Source organism: Streptomyces collinus Tu 365 (assembly GCF_000444875.1).
GTDB classification, from domain to species: domain Bacteria; phylum Actinomycetota; class Actinomycetes; order Streptomycetales; family Streptomycetaceae; genus Streptomyces; species Streptomyces collinus_A.
In genome coordinates this window covers 697062-718868 of the sequence record NC_021985.1, presented here as the reverse complement: position 1 = coordinate 718868, position 21807 = coordinate 697062, and the positions used below count along the sequence as shown (strand labels likewise).

The window sequence follows — 21807 nt, the reverse complement described above, 5'->3', positions numbered from 1 at the left end:
GTCCCGTTCGCCGGTGCGGCCCGTGGGCCGTCCCGGTGTCAGTGTCCGCCGGCCTCCTCGGGGCGCGCCTGGCGCGGCAGGAGGAAGGACAGCAGGAAGGTCAGCGCGAGCATGCCGTCGACGATCCACAGCACCGTCTTCATGACCGAGCCGAAACCGCCCTGGAAGGCCGAGGTCGCGGTGGCCTTCAGGGCCGCGGGGATCCGGGCGCCGGCCTCGGGCGAGGTCACCGCGGACCGCGTGTCCTTCTCCAGTCGCGCGCAGGACGCCGGGGTGGCGGCGGGGTCCTTGGCCACGGCGCGGTCCGACGCGCACGTGCGCAGGTCCGCCACGACGCGATCCCGCGCGGCGGGTGCCACGTGGGCGGCGGCGAGCTGTCCGCGCAGACCGTCCGAGCGGTGGTCGACGGCGGTGGCGATACCGCCGCCCAGCAGGCCGAAGAACACGGTGCCGAGGATGGCCACGCCGAAGGCACCGCCGAGCTGCTGCATGGCGGTCATGGTGCCGGACGCCGAACCCGTCTCGTGCTGCTCGACGCTGGCCAGCACGATGTCGAAGAACGGTGCCATGAGCAGGCCCATGCCGATGCCGGTGACGAGCAGGGACGGCAGCAGCTGCCAGGGGCCTACGCCGCTTCCGGCGATGTCGAGGGTCAGCCACACACCGAACACGCCGGCCGCCATGACGACGGTGCCCGCCTGGAGGACGGCACGCCCGAACCGGGCGACTCCCTGCGCGATCCCGAATCCGACGATCATGCCGCCCGACCAGGGCACCATGACCAGACCCGCCTTGAGCGGCGAGTAGCCGAGGCCTATCTGGGTGTAGAGGTTGAAGACCAGCATGAAGCCCTGCATGGTCGAGAAGAAGACCAGTCCGAGGATCATGCCGCCGCTGAACCCGCGCTTGCGGAAGAGGCTCGGGACGACCAGCGGGTCCTGGCCGGCGCTGCTGCGGCGCGACTCGTACCTGGCGAAGACCGCGAAGACGACGGCGGAGGCGCCCATCATCGCGAACGCCCAGACGGGCCAGTCGTACTCACGGCCCTGGACGAGCGGGAAGATGAGGAGCAGCGCGGCCAGCGAGACCAGGAGCATGCCGGGGATGTCGAGGCGCGGCTTGCTCTCGGAGCGGCCCCTGGGCAGGTAACGCAGCGCACCGAGGAAGGCCGCGGCACCCAGCGGCAGGTTGATCAGGAAGATCATCCGCCAGCCGGTGCCGAAGTAGTCGGCGTCCACGAGCCAGCCCGCCAGGATCGGCCCGCACACCGCGGACAGCCCCATGACCGGGCCGAACATGCCGAAGGCCTTCTGCGACTCCTTGGGCGGGAACATCTCCTTGATCATGCCGAGGCCCTGGGGCAGCATCACCGCGCCGAACAGGCCCTGCACGACGCGGGCGCCTATCAGCATCTCGGGCGACACGGACACCGCGCACAGCAGCGAGCCCACGGTGAAGCCGGCGGCGCCCACCAGGAACATCCTGCGACGTCCGTGGATGTCCCCGAGCCGGCCACCGGTGACGAGCCCGACGGCCATCGACAGCGTGTACGCGGCGGCGAGCCACTGCAGGGTGGAGGCCCCGCCGCCCAGGTCGGCCCGCATGGAGGGACCGGCGATGTTCGTGACGACGGCGTCGAGGAGGTCCATCACCTCGGCCGCGAGGATCACGAAGAGAGCAGCCCAGCGCCACCGGTAGGGCGTGGGCGAGTCGGTGGGCGTCTCCATGGACGCGACACCGGTGGTGGACATCGGAACTCCTCGCAGAGCGGTGCACACCTCGGAAGACGGTCCGCGAGGGGCGCAGGAACGGATGACGGATCTGGTGAACGGTGTTCACCGTAGCAGAACAGTGCTCATCCAGAGAACGCTGTTCATCAAGATATAGCGCAACCCGGACGCGACGCACAAGATATATCGCGTCTGGGTTGGGGTCGACTGCGCCTCGGACGCCGCTCACCGGCGCAGAACAGTGTTCTCCCGTGCGCCTAGACTGGTCGCATGACAGACGCGGCCGCCGACAGCCCAGCAACCCCACCGCCGTCTCCGTGGGAGCGCGAGCGCCCCGCCCGCGCCAACACGGCCCCCGCGCGCACACCGCTGTCCCGCGAGCGCGTCGTCGAGGCCGCCTTCATGGTGCTGGACCGGCACGGCCTCGACGGGATGTCGATGCGTCAGGTGGCCGCGGAACTGGGCGTGACCGTCTCCGCCCTCTACGCCCACGTCAGCTCCAAGGACGACCTCCTGGAGCTGATGTACACCCGCCTGTTCGACGACTTCGAGATGCCCGAAGCCGATCCGGAGCGGTGGCAGGAGCAGCTGTTGGAGTTCGCGCGGGCCGGCAGGCAGCGTCTGCTGTCCCACCGCGACATGGCCAGGATCTCCATGGCCCACGTCCCCTTCACGGCCGAACTGCTGCCGCACGTCGAGGGGTTGCTCGCCATATTCCGCACCGCGGGCCTGCCCGACCGCATCGCGGCGGAGGCGGGCGACCTCATCTCCACGTACATCGACGGGTTCGTGCTGGAGGAGGGCATGTGGCAGGACCGTGCCGCCCAGCAGGGCGGTGACGGGTCCTCCCTGGCCCGCCCCGACTGGCGGGAGATGGCCGACGACATGCAGAACTACTTCGCGTCCCTGCCCGAGGCGGACTTCCCCCATCTGCGCGCCCTGTCCGGCCTCATGGTGACGGACTCCTCCGACGAGAGGTTCGACATCGGCCTGCAGATCATCCTGCGCGGCCTGGCGAGCTATCTGCCGGACCGGGAGGACCGCGCGACATCGGACGGCTGACGGGCGCCACGCCGGGGTGGTGTCGATGTCCCTCAGCCGATCGGAGGCCGTGGAGGGAGTGACGTCCGCAGGTCGAGGGGGTACCCGGCCGTCAGCTGAGTGAAGGAGGTGAGCGCATGGCAGGCGGCGACTTCTACTCCAGGGACCGCCCGGACAATCCGCGACTGGAGGAGGACCGCCCGCGTGGCGGCGGGCCGGAGGACAGGCCCCGAACCGGCCACCGGCATTTCTGGATCTGGTGTCTGGCCCTGGCAGTGATCATCGTGCTCCTCTGGGCGATCTTCTGGTAAGGCTCGAACGTCCGCCCTTTCCGGGCGGACGCTCAAGCCCCCGGCCGCTCGTGCCCGTGCACCTGGTCGTACCCGTGTCCCCGCTCCGCCTCGCCCGGGCCGTCGGACGCCAGGCCCGTCAGATCGGCCGCCTCGCGGGCCGGCTCCAGCGCGGGGCCGATCCATTCGCTCATCAGGACCGTGGCGTCGTCCTGGAGTCGGCCCTCGTGGTACTCGAGCACCGCGTGGACCAGGCGGCGCAGCGTCTCCGGGACGGGCAGGCCGTCGGCGTGGTGCCGGATGAGGAAGTCGGTGAAGCGCGCCACCCCGAACTCCCGGCCGCCGCGGCGCCGGGCCTCGGTGATCCCGTCGGTGTACAGGACGATGCGGTCACGGGGCTGCAGGTGCTCGTGGCACACGGTGCTGGGCAGTCCCAGGTCGGTGCCCATGGGGTGGCCGGGCGTGCAGGCGAGATGGGTGACCCAGCGGTTGTCGCGGATGACGATAGGCGGATGGTGCCCCCGGTTCACCCAGCGCAGGATGCCGGTGCGGGTGTCGAGCCTGGCCAGGATGCCGGTGACGTAGCGCTGGTGGTCGTACTGCTCCAGCAGCGCGCTCTCCACGGCCTCGCCCTCACCGATGAGGTCGAGACCCTGGCGCCGGGCGTTGCGGCAGGCGCCGAGCGCCAGCGCCCCGGACAGCCCGGCGGCGGTGTCGTGGCCCATCGCGTCGAAGATCGCCAGGTGCACGGAGGGTCCGTCGACGGCGTAGTCGAAGACGTCCCCGCTGATGTCGTACGCCGGTTCCAGGGCTGCGGAGATCGCCACCCGCCCGTCCGCGTAGGTGCGTGGCGGCAGCAGGTTCCACTGCATCTCCGCGGCCAGGCTCATCGGCCGCGCACGCACCAGCATGGCCAGTGCGTCGCTGGTCACGCGCTTGCTGACGATGATGAGCGCGACGAGCGAGGCCAGTGCCTCCATGTCCGACCGGACGCCGGGGTCGTTGTGCCGGGCGCTGACGCGCAGCAAGCCCAGGCGCTCGGTCCCGTCGAGCAGCGGCACCCACCACTCGAACTCACCCGTACCCGCGGGGGAGGCCGGCATCAGACCGCCGTACTGGTAGACGCGTCCGGCCACGGTGCCCTCGATGGGCAGCTCCGCCTCGTGCCGCCGGGCCGCCTCCTCGCTCTCGGCCAGCAGACACAGTTTGGTGCGCTGCAGGTCGGCCAGGTAGATCAGCACCTGATGGAAGCCGGCGGCCGCCGCGCACGCGGACGCCTGCGCGGGCAGGGCTTCGACCGGCATGAGGTGACTGGCGTGCAGCAGGTCGGCGAGCATCGCCAAGCGGTTCTCGCTGTTCCTTTCCATCGCGGTCCACCTCCGGTCGCCGGGGCCGGGTCACGAGAGGGGTGGTAGCCCGGACATCCCGGCTGTCGCTTTTCGCCCCGGAACGCCCATGTCGGTGCTACAGGCTGCCCTGTTCACAGACCTGTCGGGCGACCTCGCGGAGTTTGACGTTGTGCTCCTGCGAGTAGCGGCGCAGGACGTCGAAGGCCTGGTCCTCGGTGAGGTGGCGACTGCCCATGAGGATGCCCATGGCCTCCCCGATCATGTGGCGGGTGGAGACGGCCTGTTCCAGCTGGGCGTGGGAGCGGGCGCTGGAGAAGGCGACCGCGGCGTGCGAGGCCAGCAGCCAGCCGGCCGTCTCGCTGATCTCGCTGAAGGCACCGGCGTCGTAGGAGTACAGGTTCAGCGCGCCGAGGTCCTCGTCCTCGGTGAACAGCAGGAAGCCCATCATGCTGCCGAGCCCCAGCTTGCGGCCCTGGGGGACGTAGGCGGGCCAGCGCGGCGAGGGCGCCTCGAAGTCGGCGATCCGGAACACCCGCTCACCCTCCTGCGTGCGTGCCGCGTCGAAGCACGGGCCTTCCTGGAGCCGCTCCTGCAGGCTGTCGCTGTCGACGACGATCTGATGGGTCGGGGCGAGGGACTCCACCCGTTTGCCGCGCAGGATCAGGATGCCGGCCGCGTCGCAGCCCTCGACGAGCTCGGTGGCGCTGCTGGTGATCCGTTCCAGCGTGGCGTGCACCGAGTCCTGTGCGAGCAGGTCCCGGGCCATGGTCGCCATCTGCTGGGCGAACGTACGCCAGTCCATCCGGTCCTCCGTCCTGCCGCCTGACAGTGTGTGCCCGTTGCTTCCACCCTGCCACCGCAAGCGCGAGGACCGGGCCGAGCGCGCTCGTTTCCCGTGTCCGCGGACGCCCGTCAGCGTTCCTGTGACAGTTCGCGGTTCAGCAGCCGCAGGAACTCCGCGATCGTCGTCAGCTGCTCCGGATCGAAGTGCGCCATGGCCGCCTCGGTGCTGCGGGCCAGAGGGCTGAAGTAGCGCCGGGCGAGGGTGCGGGCCGGGGGGTTGTAGTGCAGGTGCACCACCCTGCGGTCCGCGCTGTCCCGGCTGCGGCTGATGTGCCCCGCGCGCTCCAGCCGGTCCAGGCACGCGGTGACCGCGCCGGAGGTGAGGTTGAGCCGCTCGCGCAGGCGGGAGGGTGTCATGGGCTCGCCGTCGTTGGCCGAGGCGTCCAGGATGGCGGCGAGGGCGTGCACGTCCGTGGCATGCAGGTCGTGCGCCTGGGCAAACGCATGCGCGATGCGGTTGAACTCGCCGTTGAGCGCGCGCAGCAGAACGGCGTAGGCCTGAAGGTCGCTTGCGGAGCCCTCGAGGCTCTCCTTGCTGTCGTACTGCATGCCTCAAGGATAAGATTTCTCGATCGTTGAGATACTTTATGGTTGAGTTACCCGGACGTCCCTCGTTCGCTCGTCCGCCCGCGCACGTTGGAGACCACATGCACACAGCGCGCCGACCGGTCCGATGGCTGGTCCCCGTCGTCCTCGTGATCGTCTGGCTGGGCCTCGGGGGAGCGTTCGGCTCCTACGCGGGCAAGCTCGGCGAGGTGTCCACGAACGACCAGGCCGCCTTCCTGCCGCGGAACGCGGAGTCCACCGAGGTCATCGACCGGCAGAAGGCGTTCGACCAGCGGGAGAGCCTTCCGGCCGTCGTCGTGTGGACCGCCGACGGGAAAGGCGGCGTCACCGCTGCCCGGCAGGGAGCGGCGACCCGGGCGCTGAGGTCGCTCGCCGGGAGCGACGGGGTCCAGGGCGCGCCGTCGCCCGCGCTCCGCTCCCGGGACGGCCGCGCCCTGGAGGGCGTGGTGCCGCTCCGGGTCGATCTCGGGAAGCGGCTTCCCGACGTACTCGACCACGTGCGGGACGCCGCCCGGCAGGTGGACGGCACACGCGTCCAGATCGCGGGTCCCGCGGCCACCCAGGGCGACCTCGCCGACGCGTTCTCCGGCATCGACGGCATCCTGCTCGGCGTCGCGCTGGCCGCCGTCCTGGTGATCCTTCTGGCGGTCTACCGCAGTGTGGTACTTCCCTTCACGATCATCATCAGCGCGGTGTTCGCGCTCGGCGTGGCCAGTGCCCTCGTCTACGTGCTGGCGGACCACGACGTGGTACGGGTGGACGGTCAGGTCCAGGGCATCCTGTCGATCCTGGTGATCGGCGCGGCCACCGACTACGCCCTGCTGCTGACGGCGCGCTTCCGGGAGGAACTCGTCCATGGCGGGGACAAGGCCGCGGCCGCCCGGAAGGCGCTGTGCGGCTCCCTCGGGGCCATCACCGCGAGCGCCGCGACCGTCGCGCTCGGCCTGCTCGCCCTGCTGGTCAGCGACCTCACCAACAACCGCGCGCTGGGACCCGTCGGGGCCATCGGCATCGTCTGCGCCCTGGTCACGACGCTCACCTTCCTGCCCGCCGTGCTGGCACTGCTGGGCAGGGCCGCCTTCTGGCCGGCCAGGCCCCGGTCCACCGACGCCGAGACCGGCGGTCACGGCATCTGGCGACGCGTCGCCCACCTGGTCGACACCCGCCCCCGGCCACTCTGGCTGGCGACGCTCGCCCTCCTGGTGGCGGGTGCCGCGTTCAGCCCGCTGCTGCCGTCGAAGGGCGTACCGCTGGACGAGCTGTTCATCAACGACGCGCCGTCCGTCGCGGCCCAGCAGACGCTCGGCAAGCACTTCCCGGGCGGTTCCGGGCAGCCGGTCGTCATCATCGCGGACGCGGACCGGCTGGCCCGGGTGACCCGGACGGCCGGCGCGACCACGGGAGTGGCGGGCGCGCAGGCGGTCAGCGAGTCGGGGCGGCCGGGCGGCGAACCGCTCGTGGTGGACGGCCGGGTACGTGTCGACGCCACCCTGGCCGACGCGCCGGACAGCGACGCGGCCAAGCGGACGGTGCAACGGCTGCGCGACCGGCTCCCCGGAGCCGACCCGCACGCGCTGGTGGGCGGCTACACCGCCCAGCAGTACGACACCCAGCGCACCGCCGAGCACGACCGGGCCGTCATCATCCCCGTCGTCCTCGCCGTCATCCTGGTCATCCTGGTCGTGCTCCTGCGCTCCCTGCTGCTGCCCGTGCTGCTGGTGGCGACCGTGGCGCTGAACTACCTGGCGACGCTGGGCATCGCGGGCCTCGTCTTCCGGCACGGCTTCGGTTTCTCGGGGACGGACGCCTCGGTCCCGCTGTACGGGTTCGTGTTCCTGGTCGCGCTGGGAGTCGACTACAACATCTTCCTCATGTCCCGGGTGCGTGAGGAGACGATCCGCGTCGGCGCGCGACAGGGCATCCTGCGGGGGCTGGTCACCACCGGCGGTGTCATCACCTCCGCCGGCGTCGTGCTGGCCGCCACCTTCGCGGCCCTCATCGTCATCCCGCTGGCCTTCCTGGCGCAGATCGCCTTCATCGTCGCGTTCGGCGTGCTGCTCGACACCATCGTCGTGCGGTCGTTGCTGGTGCCGGCGCTGGCCCGCGACATCGGACCGGCTGTCTGGTGGCCGAGCCGTCTGGCCCGCCCCGGGACCGAGGCACGGACCCAGGAGCCCCTCAGGGCTGCCGCCGAGGACACGGCGGGAGCCCCGCCGGGCGCCTGACGCCGAGCGGCCCGGCCCTCCGGGCCGGGGGCGGCCCCGCGGTTCCCGCGATCGCGGGGGCGGGCGGGGCCCCCTCCTGGTGTCCGGAGGCGCCACATCTCCTATGATCGAACATGTGAACGAATCTCGTCCGCTGTCCCGTCTCGACATGCTGCGCTTCGCCCGGCGTGTGGTCGAGCAGCAGGCCGCCCGGCAGCTGGCCCTCATCGACCGGTGGATCTCGGACGAGGAGCGACGCGAGACGGGACGCCGGACCGCCGAGGCGCGCCGGGAGCGGGCGGCGGACTGGCTGATCCAGCACGGCCTCAACCGGACCAACGTGGACGCCGTGCACGTCGGTGACTGCTGGGTGGCGAAGAAGAGCGGACGGTGCCGGCCGGTCAGCCGCGAGCAGGCGGTCGAGGCGCTGCGGCAGCAGGTGCCCGCCTGTCCGCACTGCCGCCCGGACACCGCGCTGGGCGTCCTGGACTGAACGCGCCCGGCTCCAGGGAGCCCGCGCCTGCCAGAATCCGCCCGAATCCGACCGAAAAAGTCCGGAATAATTTCACAAATTTACGAAGGGTGGGTTCCCCGCAGTTCAGGGAACAAATCCGTTCGTGGCGAGTGAGACGCAGAATCCTTTTTCCCTACTCCGTGACGGGTGCGGAGCGGGGTCAGTGCGTACAAGCGGCGAAAAGGGAACTCTCGTTGCACTAGGCTCCAGGGATATGAACGCCTTATATGCCGCCCTGTGGGGGCTCGGTGGCAGCGCTGCGGCCGAGGCTCTGCAGATCTACCTGGTGATGCGGGTGCCGGGAGACGCGCGCGGCTTTCGGCCTCCCTGGTCGAACAGGAAACAGCGCAAGTACTTCTGGGGCGCGGTCGCACTGCGTCTCTTTATCGGAGTTCTCCCGCCAGCCGCGATCACGGCGTCCTCGAACGTCTTCTCGCCGATGAACGCCATGGTGACGGGAATGACGGCCCCCCTGCTCATTTCGCGCCTGGCCCAGACCCAGACCCAAGGCGGACCCTCGTCGGACGGTCAGGAGGAGACGGAAGTCGAGGAGTGGCAGGAACGCCCTTCGGCCGGGCGCGTTCCCGGCCCGTCGAGGGGGACCGCCCTCCCGAACGGCAGGCGGGTCAAGGACGTTCCCGCGCACCGGCAGGGCGTGGCGGCGGAGCGTCCGGAGCGCGTGCTGCCGCCCCTGCCGGACCCGGACCACCACGATCACACGACCGACCTCACGTTCACGGACGCCCTGCCGATCGAGCCCGGCATCGTGACGCCGCACGGGAACGGCCAGAACCCGAGACCGCCCGCTGCCGGCCGGGAACCGGTGCCCGCTTCGCCGGATCAGGACGACGCGGAGTGCGGGGGCCAGAACAGCGCCAACCCGTCAGCGGACCTTCAGTGAGGAAAAGAGGAGAGATCTTGTGGGAAGCAAAACGTCCGCACGTTTCGTCCAGGAGTTAGCCCTCAGGCCTCCTCCCGCAGGGGCCCGATTCTCGCCCGAGGCGACGTTCTGGGATTTCCTGGCACTCACCCCAGGGCCCAAACGCCGACGACGGCCACGCCGGAACAGGCCGTACCGCTTGGGCACCTATATGTCGATTCCCACGTTCGCGATTCCCGTGGTCATCATTCTCGTCGCCGGCGCGGCATTCACCGCGGGCTGGTCGCTGCCCATTCCATGGCCCGGTCAGGACCGGCGGCCGTCCCCGGACCCGATCACCGCGCGGGCCGACATCAAACGCACCTTCGGTGTCGGAGCCGGGCCCGTCGCCGGCATCGCGTACAGCCCCGACGGGTCCCGCCTGGCGGCCGCCACCTCGGACGGGGGAGTCGTCGTACGGGACGCCCTGAACGGCCGGGAGGAGAGCAGACGGTACACGCCGGAGTACACCGGCGCCGTCACGGGGCTGACTTTCAGTACGGACGGCAGGACGGTCGCCGTCAGTACGAGCAGCGGATACGTCCTGCTCTGGCCGGTGAGCGGTGCGAGGGCGGAATCGGCCGCCCTGGAGCCGCCCGCCGGGCGCGGGAGCGCCGTGACGGGCACCGCGTTCAGCCATGACGCACACACGCTCGCCGTGGCGAACTCCCAGGGCGTCGTGCGGCTGTGGGACGTACGCGACCCGCGCCACCCGCACGTCGTGGCGACCCCGGCGCGCCGGCACTCGGTGACCGACGTGGCGTTCGACCGCGCCGACCGGTCGCTGGCCGTGGGCAGCATCGACGGCACCATCCAGCTCTGGGACGTCCGCGACCCACGGCGTCCGGAGGTGCTCGACACCCTGCACTCCGGCCAGTCGGTCACCAGTGTCGGGTACAGCCCGGACGGCAGTGTCCTCGCCGCCGGGCGGAGCGACGGGACCACCAGGTTCTGGGACGTGCACGACCCGGCGGCGCCGCGCCCCTACACGCAGGCGCGCAGCTGGGCCGCTCCCGGCGACATCGGGTCCATCACCGGCCTGACCTTCACCGACGGCAGCCGCCTCGCGGCCAGCACGGCAGGGGGCTACGTCCAGGTCTGGAACCTGCGCAGCCACCGCAGTCCGAGCCTGCTCAGGCCGTCGTCCCGGTCCCAGGCCTTCACGAGTCTGTCCTACGACACCACCGGGTCCACGCTGGCGATCGGGGTGGCCAACGGCACGGTCCAGGTGTGGTCCGCCGGCGGTGGTGCGGGCGACGAGACCTCGTGAGGGGCGTGGCCGTGCCGGGCGGCCTCGGCCGCCGTGTACGCGGAGGCGAAGGTGAACGCGCGCGGGGACGGCCCGTGCGCCCTGAGGTCGGCGAGCCGCTCCAACGCCTCGCCGACGGTGGGGAGATGGCCGGCGGGGACCCACCAGAGCACCATGTGCGCCTCGACGTGCCGCTCGAACCACTCGCGGCGGCGCCGCATCACCTCCAGGTGACCGCTGCGGTAGGTGAACTCCCACAGGGCCTCCCGGGTCTCCCACACCGACAGGTTGACGATGACGTTCTCGCCCATCGGGCGCAGGGCGGTGGCATCGGCCGCTCCCTCCTCCACCAGCCGCCACACGAAGCCGGGCGCCGCGTCCGCGGCGGCGTTGACCGGGTCGAGCAGCTCGACGAACGGAGCGGTGCGCGGGTCGTCCAGGGGGTGGGTGAGGGCGGCGACGTTGAGCTGGGCGAGGTGGAGGGCGTGCGTGGCTGCGGTCATGGCCACATCCCAGCACGGCGCGGATTTCTATGTCAACGAGATTTGTTTTTAGAAGGTTCGACCACCACGCAGCATCCCCCCGGCCGGGCGTCCATACGGGCGCGGACGGCGCCGTCCGCGCCGAGCAGCCCCTCCAGCAGTGCGAGGTTCATGCCACAGACGAGCGGCGGGAAGCGCTCGGCGACCGCGTGGAAGGGGCAGTTGCGCATCCGGACCACGGGTGTGCCCGATCCGGCCCCGTCCCCGGTGCCTTCCGTGTCGTCCGTGCCCGCGGTGCCCCCGCCCGTCTCCAGGTGCGGTTCGTAGCCGCGGGCCGCCAGTGCCTCCATGGCCTGTTCGAGGCTTCCGCAGGGGGCCGCCGGGCCGCGCAGCGCCTCGCCCCGGCGGCGCGCGGCCGTGGTGAGTTCGGTGTCGAGGCCGGCCTGCTCGGCGGCCTCGGCGAGGAGTTCGGCGGCCGTGCGGTAGTCGCGTGCGGGCAAGGACACGGCCCGCTCGGCCCGCGCCCGGGTGTACACCTTGGCGGGCCGGCCGGCCCCGGGGCCCGAACGGCCCGTCAGGCGGCGGCTGCCGCTCTCCAGCAGCCCGGCCTCGGTCAACCGGTCCAGATGGTGCGCGGCGAGTGTGCGCGCCACGCCAGTCGCCTCGGCGGCCTCGTTGCGGCCGACCTCGCGGCCCCGCGCCACCACGTACTCGTACAAGCGGCGCCGCACCGGGTCCTGCAGGGCGGCGATCGCGTCGATGTCCTCCACCCGCCCATTCTAGGAACAACGCGAGTCGGAGATAGAAGCAGCGCAGGCCGGAGGGCGAAGCGATGCCGCGGGCGAGGAGGTGGCTGAGCCGTGCACGTGGGGGCGCTCAGCGCACGGTGGGCCGGTCACCGCCCGCCACCACCTCCGCGTGACCGCCACGGGGGCAGTGCACGATCCGCTCCCCGAGTCCGAGCCCGGCCGCCGCGGTCAGGAAGTCCTGGAGCGGTGAGCGGAAGACGGTGTAGTCGTCGTAGTGCACCGGCAGGACACGGCGGTAGTCGAGGCGCCGGGCCAGCTCGGCTCCCTGGAGGCCGTCCATGGTGACGACGAAGCCCCCGGGCAGCCGCGTGCCGCCCAGGTGGAGCACGGCCAGGTCGGCGTCCGGGAAGCGCCGCGCGATCTCCTCCAGGCCGTCGTACAGGAGGGTGTCGCCCGAGACGTACAGCCGGACCCGCACCGGCCCGCCCGCGGGGCCGAACTCCAGCATGCTGCCCATGACCGGCGGCAGCAGCGCGCGCAGCGGCGCCAGCAGGGAGTGCCGGCCGGGCAGGGCGGTGATCCGTACCTGCGCGTCGTCCCGTCGCAGGGTGCAGCTCTCCCAGGTGCGCAGCCCGCCCGCCCGGCGGAACCCCTGCAGGGTGCGCAGGCGGCGCGCGGCGTGCGGTGTCGTGACGACGGGCACCGACCGGGGCAGGCCGGCCCTGGCCCGGCGGTCCCAGTGGTCACCGTGCAGATGGGACAGGACGACGCCGTCCAGGCGCGGCAGGTCCGCCACGTCCAGGGCCGGCTCGGTGACCCGGCGGCTGACCAGCCCGTACCCCAGGTGCGCCCGCTCGCCGCGGTGGAGGAAGTTGGGGTCCGTCAGCAGGGTCAGCGCGCCGTAGCGCAGCAGCACCGTCGCGTTGCCGACGAAGTGGATCGCGACCGCGTCCTCGAAGGCTGCCATGAGAGTCCTTGCCCGGCGGGACGAGCCCGCCTGTACCGTCCTACGGTCCTGTCGCCTCAGCCCCTCCCCGGCCCGAGTTCCCCCGGCCGCCGTGCCCATACGCCGCGCCGAACCGCCGCGCCGCCCACCGCAGGCCCGCGGAGCGGCCCCGGCCGGGCACCGTCCACAGATCGTGGCCGCGCAGCCCCCACCGGCCGAGCAGGGTGTTGGCGGCGAGGAAACCGCTGGTGGCCGCCCGTTCCATCAGGGCCACCGGCAGACCGGTGCGGACCGTGTCGCCCGCGACGACCAGGCCGGGCACGGACGTGCCCACCGTCGGCCGGTCCGTGTGGCCGCCTACCGGGAACAGCGGGCAGTCGGCCCGCCAATCGTGGCGGGCGTCGACCACCCTGGCCTGCCGGGTCTCCGGATACAACCGGTGCAGTTCGCCGAGCAGCTCCTTGCCCACGGTCTCCCGGTCCGCGTCCTGGGGCAGGGCGTACGCGTGCAGTTCGAGCACCGAACCGCCCGAGCCGGCCGCCCAGCGGGCGGCCTCGCCCTCCCAGGCGCTGAGCACGCTCACGTTGTCCAGCGCGCCGTATCCGCTGGTACCGAGGAACCCGGGCCGGTCCGCGCGTACCGGCCGGTCCAGCCACAGACGGGAGACCAGGAAGGGCGGCGCGTTGCGCAGCCGCGCCATCCGCTCGCGCCATTGCGCGTCGCCCAGCCCGGCCGAACGGGCCACCAGCGAGCGCAGTCCCGCCGGGTCCAGGGCGAGGACCACGGCGTCGTACGGCTCGGCCCCGCCCGCCGCGGTCACGGAGAAGCCCCCGGTGGGCGTCACGGCGACCTCGTCCACGGCCGTGGCCGTGCGCACCTGTGCGCCGAGCCGGTCGAGCCGCGCGGCCAGCGGGTCCCACAGGGCCTGCGGGAACGGCTCAGAGGGCACATCGAACAGCAGGCCCTCGGACGAACCGAGGAAGTAGACGTGGAACATCAGCGCCATCTCCGCGGCCGACAGCCCGCGCGGATCGGCGAAGAAGCTGCGCGAGAACACCTCGAACGCCAGGTGCCGGGCGGCCGTGGGGAACCGGATCGCGTCCAGCAGGTCGTAGGCGCTGACGTGGTCGAGCCGCTCGTACACGTCCGGGACCCGCACGTCGAGCAGCGGCAGGGCCGCACGCGGCCGGATCCGGGGCAGGTCGCGCACGGAGAACGACTCGCTCAGCGCCACGAACCCGAGCGCGCTCCACGGGGGTGTGCGCGGTACGTGCCGGAAGCTGTCCCGGCGGCCGCTGCCGTGCCGCAGCGGGTAGTCGGGCAGCGGGGTCAGCCCGGTCAGGGCGGGGTCGGTACGACGCAGCAGGGACCGCAGGTTGTAGTACTGCCGGAAGAAGGCGTGGAAGCCGCGGCTCATCGTGGCCGGGGATCCGTCCGCCAGCCGCGTCCGCCACCCGGCCAGCCGCCCGCCCAGCTGGGCGTCCCGTTCGTACAAGGTGACCTGGACGCCGCGTTCGGCCAGGGCGGTGGCCGCCGTCAGGCCGGCGATTCCGCCGCCGACGACCGCCGCGCGCGGGGCGGTCGACCCCTCGGCCCATGCGACGCCGGGCGGTGCGGGCAGCAGCCTCGCCAGCCGGTCCCGGCCGGGGAGCGGCGCCCGGGTGCCGCTCCCGGACCCGCGGCCCGGGCCGGTCATCGTCCCGCCCCGTCCGGGCCGGCCGCCGGGCGGCGGGCGACCACGGTGTGGGTGATCCCCGTCTGCCAGCCCGGCAGCGGCAGCACCCGCACCCGCTCGAAGCCGGCCCGCCGCACCCGGTGGGCGAACTGCCCCGCCGTGTCGAAGTCGACGACGCTGCGCCACAGGTGCCGGTAGAGCGGGCCGTCGCCGAGCAGGGTGGCGACCGGCAGCACCAGTCCGCCGCACACCGCGTTCCACACCGCGCGGTGGGCCGGCCGCCCGCTCAGCGTGTACTCGTGCAGCGCCAGCCGGCCGCCCGGGGCGAGCATCCGGTACGCGCCGGCCAGGACGGCGTCCGGGTCGGCGGTGTTGCGCAGCAGGTAGGCGGCGAAGACCGCGTCGAACGGGCCCCGTACCCCCGCCTCGGCCAGTCCCTCCACCGGCGCGTGCACGAACCGCACCGGCCGTGGCCACGGCCGCCCCGCCGCACGCCGCAGCATGCCGGCCGACGCGTCGACGGCGGTGATGTCCGCGCCCGGCAGCACGGCGGCCAGCGCCGCCGTCGAGGCACCCGTGCCGCACCCGAGGTCGAGCACGCGCGGGGCCGGACCGCCACGGGCCAGGCCGAGCCGCCGGGCGGAGCGGCGCAGATGGGCGTGGTAGCCCGGATTGGCCGCCACCAGCGTGTCGTAACTGCGGGCGGCGTGGTTGAACGCGCTGGCCAGGTCGGCGTCACGCAGCACGGGCATGCCATCTCCGTAAGAGGTCGTCGGGGCGTGGGTGGTGCGATCGGGGCAGTCCGGTCGTGGGGCGTGCGGTCGGAGCTCTTCGGAGCGTGGGTCGTGCGGTCGGGGGCTCTTCGGGCCGTGGGCCGTGCGGGCGGGGCTCTTCAGGGCGCGGGTCGTACGGGCGGGGCTTTCCGGGGCGCGGTCGCGCGGGCGGGGCTTTCCGGGGCGGAGTTCACGAGGTCGGGGCACTTCGGCGCGGGGCGAAAGGCAGGGCGAGGACCGCGCCGAGCATCGCGGTGACGGGCACGTGCAGGCCGATGGACAGGTCCTCCGGCAGGCTGGTGCGACCGTCCAGGAAACGCAGCAGCCGAGGCGCGGAGACTCGGGTGAACAGGCGGGTGAAGAAGGCCGGGCCGTCGACCCGGCCGTGGTCCAGGGCGTACAGCAGCGCGGCGTCCATCAGCCGGGAGCGCGCCGAGTGCGGGCGCGGCGGAAGCGGACGGCGGCCCGCGTGCAGCGCGGCCGCGACGGCGCCCGCCTGGCGCTGCACCGCGCTGAACGTGTAGCCCGTCGCGGGCCGGGTGGCACCGGCCGCTGCCCCGATCCGGAACACGGACGCCCCGGCCTGCCGGGGGAAACGCGCGTCCGTCATCGGGATCACGCCCTGCTCGCACGCGGTGACCTCGTGCTCCCCGATCCGCAGGACCCGGCCGGTGTAGTCCCGCAGCGCACGGTCGTACGCGTCCGTGTCCAGCACGCGCCGGGAGAACTCCGTGTACTCCACCAGCGCTTCGTGCGGGCCGGTCGGCAGGACGTAGCCGAACGACAGCCCGTGCCCCGGCTGCGGGGTGCGGAAGTCCATCAACTCCACGGTCGCGGGGTCGAACACCGGCCGCCGGGTGCGCACGAACCAGCCGCGGAAGTGCTGCAGCAGCGTCGTGCGGGCCGGCGGCAGCAGGGCCGGCGGACGCGAGTCGAACACCCAGCGGGCGCGCACGGTCACCTCGCCGCCGTCGGCCCGGCGGGCCCGCACCACGGCACCGCCCGGCACGGCCGCCACGCTCTCGACGACCGCCTCGACCGTCGTCACCCACGGGCTCACCCGCAGCGCCCGGCCGGCCAGTTCCTCGAACGCGTCCGAGCCCAGCATCTTGTACCGCCAGGGCCCGATCGCGGCGGTCACCGGCCGCCCGTCGCCCGCGTGCACCCGCAGCCGCTGCCAGGAAGCCGTGAGCGCCCCGTCGTACGGCCCTTCGCCCGCCTCCCAGTAGCACCAGGTACGGCGCGGCGCGCGGTACGGGCCCGGCGGTGCCGCCAGCACCACCGCCGTCACCGGGCGCGCTCCCGCGGGCGGCCGGGCCAGCCGCAGGGCGAGCGACAGCCCGGCGGCCCCCGCGCCGACCACCGCGACGTCCGACTCCACCTCCACGGTGGCTCCCTTCCCCGGCCCGTTTGATCCGACCAGTCTTCCCGCCGCACCGCCCCGGCGGATGCAGCCGTGGGCGTGTCGTGCCGCCGCCCGCCCCCGGCGCCGGCATGTCCACCGAATGGCGCATCCGGTGCGGTGATCCGCGCGGAATGTGTGACGACAAGAGACGAGACACGAGTGACACGAGACAGGACAGGCGAGCCCGGGGCGCGCAGCCCGGCTCTCCGGACGGCGAGAGGATCCACGATGCGTTCCACCCAGGTGCTCGGCCGCCTCACGGCAGCGGCACCCCGTACGCCGCCCGCGCCGGCCGGATCCGGCGCGCCCCGGAAGCCCGACGGCGTGGCCGACGCGCGCACCGTCGACGCCGACGTGCCCGGCGCCGTCGGCAGGGAGCTGCGGGACCTGCTCACCGGCCGCCTCGCCGACTGCCGCGCACTCGACCCGGTGTTCGCCGACGACATCGCCGAGCGGGTCGCCGGCTTCACCCGGCGCGGCGGCCGCCGGTTCCGCTCCCGGCTCGTGTGGTGGTCGCTGCGCGCCTGCGGCGGCCGGGACGCCGTCCAGGTCCGCGCGGCGCTGCGTACGGCCGCCGCGCTCGAACTCATCCAGACCTGCGCCCTGGTCCACGACGACCTGATGGACCAGGCGCCCACCCGCCGCGGCGCACCGGCGCTGCACGCCGACGTGACGGCTCAGTACGCCGACACGGCGTCACGGTCCGCGGCCCACCGGCTCGGCGCGTCCGGCGCGCTGCTCGCCGGAGACCTCGCGCTCGCCTGGGCGGACGACGAACTCGCCCGGCTGCTGCTGGAGCCCGGCCTCCCGCGGGACACCGCGCGCCGGCTGAACGAGGTCTGGCGCACCCTGCGCACCGAGATGGTCGCCGGCCAGTACCTCGACGTCCAGGGCCAGGCCACCTCCGCCCTCACCCTGGGCCGCGCGCTGCGCGCCGCCTGCCTCAAGAGCGCCCTCTACACCGTCGAACGGCCCCTGGAACTCGGCGCGGTGCTCGCCGGCGCCGACACCGCCACCACCTGGACGCTGTGCCTCGCCGGACGCTCGGCAGGACTGGCCTTCCAGCTCAGGGACGATCTCGACGACGTCTTCGCCGACCCCGCCACCACCGGCAAACTGAGCGGCGGCGACGTGCGCGAGGGCAAGCCCACCTACCTGCTGGCGGTGGCCCGGGCCCGGGCCACCGCCGCCGGCGACCAGGCGGCGCTCGGCGTGCTCGAACACGCGGTCGGCCGGGCGGACCTGACAGGCCGTGAACTGGCCGACGTCCGGGACGTGCTCGAAAGCACCGGCGCCCGCGCCCTGGTGGAGACGAAGATCGGGCGGCTGGCCCGGCAGTCCCTGCGCCACCTCGCCGAGGCCACCCTCGAACCCGGTCCCGCCGACCGGCTGCGCGCCCTGCTGGCCGAGATCACCGGCACCCCCCGGCCGGAACCAGGACCCGACGGCCCCCCGCTCACCCCCGCACCCGCCGCGGCGCGATCGGAGGCGGCCCGGTGACCAGGACGGTAACGGGACCCACCGATCACGTCGTGGTCGTCGGCGCCGGGCTGGCCGGCCTCTCCACCACCCTGCACCTGCTCGGCGCGGGCCGCCGGGTGACCGTCGTCGAACGCGACCCGCGGCCGGGCGGCCGGGCCGGACGCCTCGAACTCGGCGGCTACCTCATCGACACCGGCCCCACCGTGCTCACCATGCCGGACATCGCCGACGAGGCGTTCGCCGCCGTCGGCACCTCGCTGCGCGACCGCGTCGACCTCATCCCGCTGCACCCCGCCTACCGGGCGCGCTTCGCCGACGGCAGCACCCTCGACGTGCACACCGACGCGGCGGCCATGGAGGCGGAGATCGAACGGTTCGCCGGAGGCGCCGAAGCGGCCCGCTACCACCGGCTGCGGCACTGGCTGGGCGAGCTGTACCGCACCGAGCGCGGCCGCTTCCTCGACGCCGACTTCGACTCCCCGTTCCAGCTCCTCACCCCCGACCTGCTGCGGCTCGCCGCCCTCGGCGGCTTCGGCCGCTGGGAGGCGCGCATCGCCCGCCACCTGCGCGACGAGCGGCTGCGCCGCGTCTTCTCCTTCCAGGCCCTCTACGCCGGCGTCCCGCCGGAACGGGCCCTGGCCGCCTACGCCGTGATCGCCTTCATGGACACCATCGCCGGGGTGTACTTCCCGCGCGGTGGCATGTACGCGCTGCCCCGCGCGATGGCCGAGGCCGCCGCCGAGGCGGGGGCGGAGTTCCGGTACGGGCAGCGGGTGACCGGCCTGGAACGGACCGGCGACCGGGTCTCGGCCGTCCTCACCGCCGACGCGCGCATCCCCTGCGACGCCGTCGTCCTCACCCCCGACCTGCCGGTGACGTACCGCCTGCTGGGCCGCGCCCCACGCCGCCCCACCCGCCTGCGGCACGCCCCGTCCGCCGTCGTCCTGCACGCCGGCTGCGACCGCACCTGGCCCGAACTGGCCCACCACACCCTGTCCTTCGGCCACGCCTGGCGCGGCACCTTCCGCCAGCTCACCCGCACCGGCGAGCTCATGAGCGACCCCTCGCTCCTGATCACCCGGCCCACCGCCACCGACCCCGGCCTCGCCCCGCCCGGCCGCCACCTGCACTACGTCCTCGCCCCCTGCCCCAACACCGACATCGGCCCCGGCGCCGTCGACTGGTCCGGCCTGGCCCCCCGTTACCGCGACAGCCTGCTGCGCGAACTGGACCGCAGGGGCCTGACCGGCATCGCCTCGGCCATCGAGACCGAATGCCTGGTCACCCCCGCCGACTGGAGCGGACTCGGACACGCGGCGGGGACCCCGTTCTCCGCCGCGCACACCTTCGGCCAGACCGGCCCGTTCCGCCCGCGCAACCTGGTGCGCGGCACCGCCAACGCCGTCCTCGCCGGGTGCGGCACCACCCCCGGCGTCGGCGTGCCCCCCGTCCTGCTCTCGGGAAAGCTGGCGGCCGCCCGCATCACCGGGCCGCGCAAGCGGGCCGCCGCCACCGGCCGGACCATCCCGACGACGCGAGGAGCCCGGCGATGACGGCCCGCGAACTGGACGCCGCCGGCATCACGGACCCGCGGCTGCGTGACGCCTACACCCACTGCCGCCGGCTCAACGCCCGCCACGGCCGCACCTACTTCCTCGCCACCCGGCTGCTCCCGCCCGGACGGCGCCCCGCCGTGCACGCCCTGTACGGCTTCGCCCGCCACGCGGACGACATCGTCGACGTCTGCGACGGCGACCTGCGCCGGCTCGCCGACGACGGGACGCAGCGGCGGGCCGCCGCCCTCGACCGGCTGGCCGACGACCTCGCCCACGGCCTCGCCGGCGGCACCGGCGCCGCGCCGGTCACCGTCGCCCTCGCCGACACCAGCCGCCGCTACGGCATCGAGCACCGCCACTTCACCGACTTCCTCGGCTCCATGCGCAGCGACCTGACCGTCACCGAGTACGCCGACTACGGCGCCCTGCGCGCCTACATGCACGGCTCGGCGGCCGTCATCGGCCTCCAGATGGTCCCCGTCCTCGGCACCGTCGTCCCCCGGGAGGAGGCCGCACCCTACGCCGCCGAACTCGGCGTCGCCTTCCAGTTGACCAACTTCCTGCGGGACGTCGGCGAGGACCTCGACCGCGGCCGGATCTACGTCCCCCAGGACCTGCTCGCCGCGCACGGCGTCGACCGCGACCTGCTGCGCCACTGCCGGGACACCGGCCGCACCGACCCCCGCGTCGTCGCCGCGCTCCGCGCCTTCGAGGCCCTCACCCGCGCCGCCTACGACCGCGCGGCCCCCGGCGTGCCCCTGCTCGACCCCGTCACCCGGCCGTGCATCCGCACGGCGTTCGTCCTCTACCGCGGCATCCTGGACGCCGTCGCCGGCGACGGCTGGGCGGTGCTGCACCGCCGCGCGGTCGTGCCGCGCCGCCGCCGCGTCCTCACCGCCGCCGACGGCCTGCTCCGCGTCGCGGCGGCCCGCCTCGCCACCCGCCGCCGGTCGCCGGACACCCCCGGCACCACCGCTCCGTCGTCCGCCCGCACCAAGGAGGCCATGTGACACCCGCCGGTCCCCCCGGGCGCGGCCGTCTGCCCCTGCGCCTGCGCCGCGCCCCCGTCGCCTGGGAACGCCAGCGCCCCACCTGGCGCGAGGCGCGGCCCGCACTGATCGCCGACGCCCTCAAGCGGGCGCAGGCCCGGCCCAGCGGCAACTGGTATGTCGTCGGCGCCTCCCGCGACCTGCGCGCCGACCGGCCCCTGGCCCGTACCGTGGAGGGACACGAGGTGGTGCTCTGGCGCGACCGGAGCGGCGACCTGGTCGCCGGGCCCGGCGTCTGCCCCCACCTGGGCGCGCCGCTGCGCGACAGCCCGGTGCGCTGCGGCACGCTGGTGTGCCACTGGCACGGACTGGCCCTGGACGGCGCCCCGTTCGCCGGCTGGGAGCCGTGGCCCGCGCACGACGACGGAGTGCTGCTCTGGGCACGCCTGGACGCCGTGGGCGGGGAGGAACCCACCCCCCTGCCACCGGTGCCGGTCCGGCCCGACCCCGGCCGGGCGCTGGTCGCCGTCTACACCGGGAGCGGGCGGTGCGAGCCGGAGGACGTGGTGGCCAACCGCCTCGACCCCTGGCACGGCGCCTGGTTCCACCCGTACTCCTTCGTCGACCTCACCGTCGTCGACACCCCCCGCCCGACGGACGGGCGTTCGGCGCCGGACGCCTTCACGGTCGACGTCTCCTTCAAGGTCGCCGGACGGCTCGTCGTGCCCGTACGCACGGAGTTCACCGCACCCGGACCGCGCACGGTCGTCATGCGGATCACCGACGGCGAGGGCGAGGGCTCGGTCGTGGAGACCCACGCGACACCCCTGGGCACCGACGCGACGGGCACCCCGCGCACCGCCGTGGTCGAAGCCGTCGTGGCCGCCTCCGGACGCCCGGGGTTCGCCCTCGCGCGCCGGGCCGGCCCGCTGCTGGCCCCGCTGGTCCGGCAGGCCGCGGGGCGCCTCTGGCGCGACGACCTGGCCTACGCCGAGCGCCGCTGGTCCCTGCGCTCCACCGGCCGCTTCCCTGGCTGAGCCGGCG

General features: G+C 73.8%; 20 protein-coding genes. 10 read left to right on the top strand and 10 right to left on the bottom strand.

What is annotated here, in order from left to right:
* Window positions 1–38: 38 nt before the first annotated feature.
* Window positions 39–1751, bottom strand: coding sequence for an MFS transporter (locus B446_RS02770; RefSeq protein WP_020937879.1), 1713 nt, complete (start codon window positions 1749–1751; stop codon window positions 39–41).
* 249 nt (window positions 1752–2000) lie between these two features.
* On the opposite strand from B446_RS02770, the gene B446_RS02765 reads away from it, so the two are divergent.
* Both B446_RS02765 and B446_RS39555 read left to right on the top strand, forming a co-directional pair.
* Window positions 2001–2792, top strand: coding sequence for a TetR/AcrR family transcriptional regulator (locus tag B446_RS02765; RefSeq protein WP_043474600.1), 792 nt, complete (start codon window positions 2001–2003; stop codon window positions 2790–2792).
* Between the two features lie 116 nt (window positions 2793–2908).
* Window positions 2909–3082, top strand: a complete 174-nt coding sequence (locus B446_RS39555; RefSeq protein ID WP_020937877.1) for a hypothetical protein — start codon at window positions 2909–2911, stop codon at window positions 3080–3082.
* 32 nt (window positions 3083–3114) lie between these two features.
* Here B446_RS39555 and B446_RS02760 read toward each other — a convergent pair whose 3' ends face one another.
* From B446_RS02760 to B446_RS02750, 3 genes are all read right to left on the bottom strand, one after another.
* Window positions 3115–4428: a PP2C family protein-serine/threonine phosphatase gene (locus tag B446_RS02760; protein ID WP_052352110.1), complete on the bottom strand. Its 1314-nt coding sequence runs from the start codon at window positions 4426–4428 to the stop codon at window positions 3115–3117.
* 97 nt (window positions 4429–4525) lie between these two features.
* Window positions 4526–5212 (bottom strand): GAF and ANTAR domain-containing protein, encoded by a 687-nt coding sequence (locus B446_RS02755; protein ID WP_020937875.1) that lies wholly within the window; start codon window positions 5210–5212, stop codon window positions 4526–4528.
* A gap of 110 nt (window positions 5213–5322) precedes the next feature.
* Window positions 5323–5802, bottom strand: a complete 480-nt coding sequence (locus B446_RS02750) for a MarR family winged helix-turn-helix transcriptional regulator (RefSeq protein WP_020937874.1) — start codon at window positions 5800–5802, stop codon at window positions 5323–5325.
* A 98-nt stretch (window positions 5803–5900) separates the two neighbouring features.
* On the opposite strand from B446_RS02750, the gene B446_RS02745 reads away from it, so the two are divergent.
* From B446_RS02745 to B446_RS02730, 4 genes are all read left to right on the top strand, one after another.
* Window positions 5901–8045 carry an MMPL family transporter gene (locus tag B446_RS02745; protein WP_020937873.1) on the top strand — a complete coding sequence of 715 codons (2145 nt, stop codon included), beginning with the start codon at window positions 5901–5903 and terminating at the stop codon, window positions 8043–8045.
* Window positions 8046–8160: 115 nt separating this feature from the next.
* Window positions 8161–8517: a DUF6233 domain-containing protein gene (locus tag B446_RS02740; protein WP_043477388.1), complete on the top strand. Its 357-nt coding sequence runs from the start codon at window positions 8161–8163 to the stop codon at window positions 8515–8517.
* Window positions 8518–8752: 235 nt separating this feature from the next.
* A complete protein-coding gene (locus tag B446_RS02735; protein ID WP_020937871.1) occupies window positions 8753–9439 on the top strand; it encodes a hypothetical protein in 687 nt (228 codons plus the stop codon).
* Window positions 9440–9629: 190 nt separating this feature from the next.
* Window positions 9630–10727: a WD40 repeat domain-containing protein gene (locus tag B446_RS02730; protein ID WP_043474597.1), complete on the top strand. Its 1098-nt coding sequence runs from the start codon at window positions 9630–9632 to the stop codon at window positions 10725–10727.
* Here B446_RS02730 and B446_RS02725 read toward each other — a convergent pair.
* The 6 genes from B446_RS02725 to B446_RS02700 form a co-directional block, all read right to left on the bottom strand.
* Window positions 10631–11209: a DUF3291 domain-containing protein gene (locus B446_RS02725; protein ID WP_078614621.1), complete on the bottom strand. Its 579-nt coding sequence runs from the start codon at window positions 11207–11209 to the stop codon at window positions 10631–10633. The two genes, B446_RS02730 and B446_RS02725, sit on opposite strands and share 97 nt — an antisense overlap.
* A 32-nt stretch (window positions 11210–11241) precedes the next feature.
* Window positions 11242–11958, bottom strand: coding sequence for a helix-turn-helix transcriptional regulator (locus B446_RS02720; RefSeq protein ID WP_020937868.1), 717 nt, complete (start codon window positions 11956–11958; stop codon window positions 11242–11244).
* Window positions 11959–12064: 106 nt separating this feature from the next.
* The gene (locus B446_RS02715; RefSeq protein ID WP_020937867.1) at window positions 12065–12904 is read right to left on the bottom strand and encodes an MBL fold metallo-hydrolase; all 840 of its coding nucleotides are present in this window, start codon (window positions 12902–12904) and stop codon (window positions 12065–12067) included.
* Between the two features lie 40 nt (window positions 12905–12944).
* The gene (locus B446_RS02710) at window positions 12945–14579 is read right to left on the bottom strand and encodes an FAD-dependent oxidoreductase (protein ID WP_020937866.1); all 1635 of its coding nucleotides are present in this window, start codon (window positions 14577–14579) and stop codon (window positions 12945–12947) included.
* Window positions 14576–15310 (bottom strand): methyltransferase domain-containing protein, encoded by a 735-nt coding sequence (locus B446_RS02705; protein ID WP_020937865.1) that lies wholly within the window; start codon window positions 15308–15310, stop codon window positions 14576–14578. Before B446_RS02705 ends, B446_RS02710 begins: the two co-directional genes overlap by 4 nt.
* A 211-nt stretch (window positions 15311–15521) precedes the next feature.
* Window positions 15522–16718, bottom strand: a complete 1197-nt coding sequence (locus tag B446_RS02700; protein WP_020937864.1) for a lycopene cyclase family protein — start codon at window positions 16716–16718, stop codon at window positions 15522–15524.
* A 246-nt stretch (window positions 16719–16964) separates the two neighbouring features.
* Between B446_RS02700 and B446_RS02695 the strand changes: the two genes are divergently transcribed.
* Genes B446_RS02695 through B446_RS02680 form a run of 4 tightly spaced genes read left to right on the top strand, consistent with a single transcriptional unit; the run spans window position 16965 to window position 21800 of the window.
* Window positions 16965–18236 carry a polyprenyl synthetase family protein gene (locus B446_RS02695; RefSeq protein WP_020937863.1) on the top strand — a complete coding sequence of 424 codons (1272 nt, stop codon included), beginning with the start codon at window positions 16965–16967 and terminating at the stop codon, window positions 18234–18236.
* The gene (gene crtI / locus B446_RS02690; protein ID WP_043474595.1) at window positions 18233–19771 is read left to right on the top strand and encodes a phytoene desaturase family protein; all 1539 of its coding nucleotides are present in this window, start codon (window positions 18233–18235) and stop codon (window positions 19769–19771) included. The genes B446_RS02695 and crtI overlap by 4 nt, the downstream gene beginning before the upstream one ends.
* Window positions 19768–20784 carry a phytoene/squalene synthase family protein gene (locus B446_RS02685; RefSeq protein ID WP_020937861.1) on the top strand — a complete coding sequence of 339 codons (1017 nt, stop codon included), beginning with the start codon at window positions 19768–19770 and terminating at the stop codon, window positions 20782–20784. The genes crtI and B446_RS02685 overlap by 4 nt, the downstream gene beginning before the upstream one ends.
* The gene (locus B446_RS02680) at window positions 20781–21800 is read left to right on the top strand and encodes a DUF5914 domain-containing protein (protein WP_020937860.1); all 1020 of its coding nucleotides are present in this window, start codon (window positions 20781–20783) and stop codon (window positions 21798–21800) included. Before B446_RS02685 ends, B446_RS02680 begins: the two co-directional genes overlap by 4 nt.
* The last annotated feature ends 7 nt before the right edge of the window (window positions 21801–21807 follow it).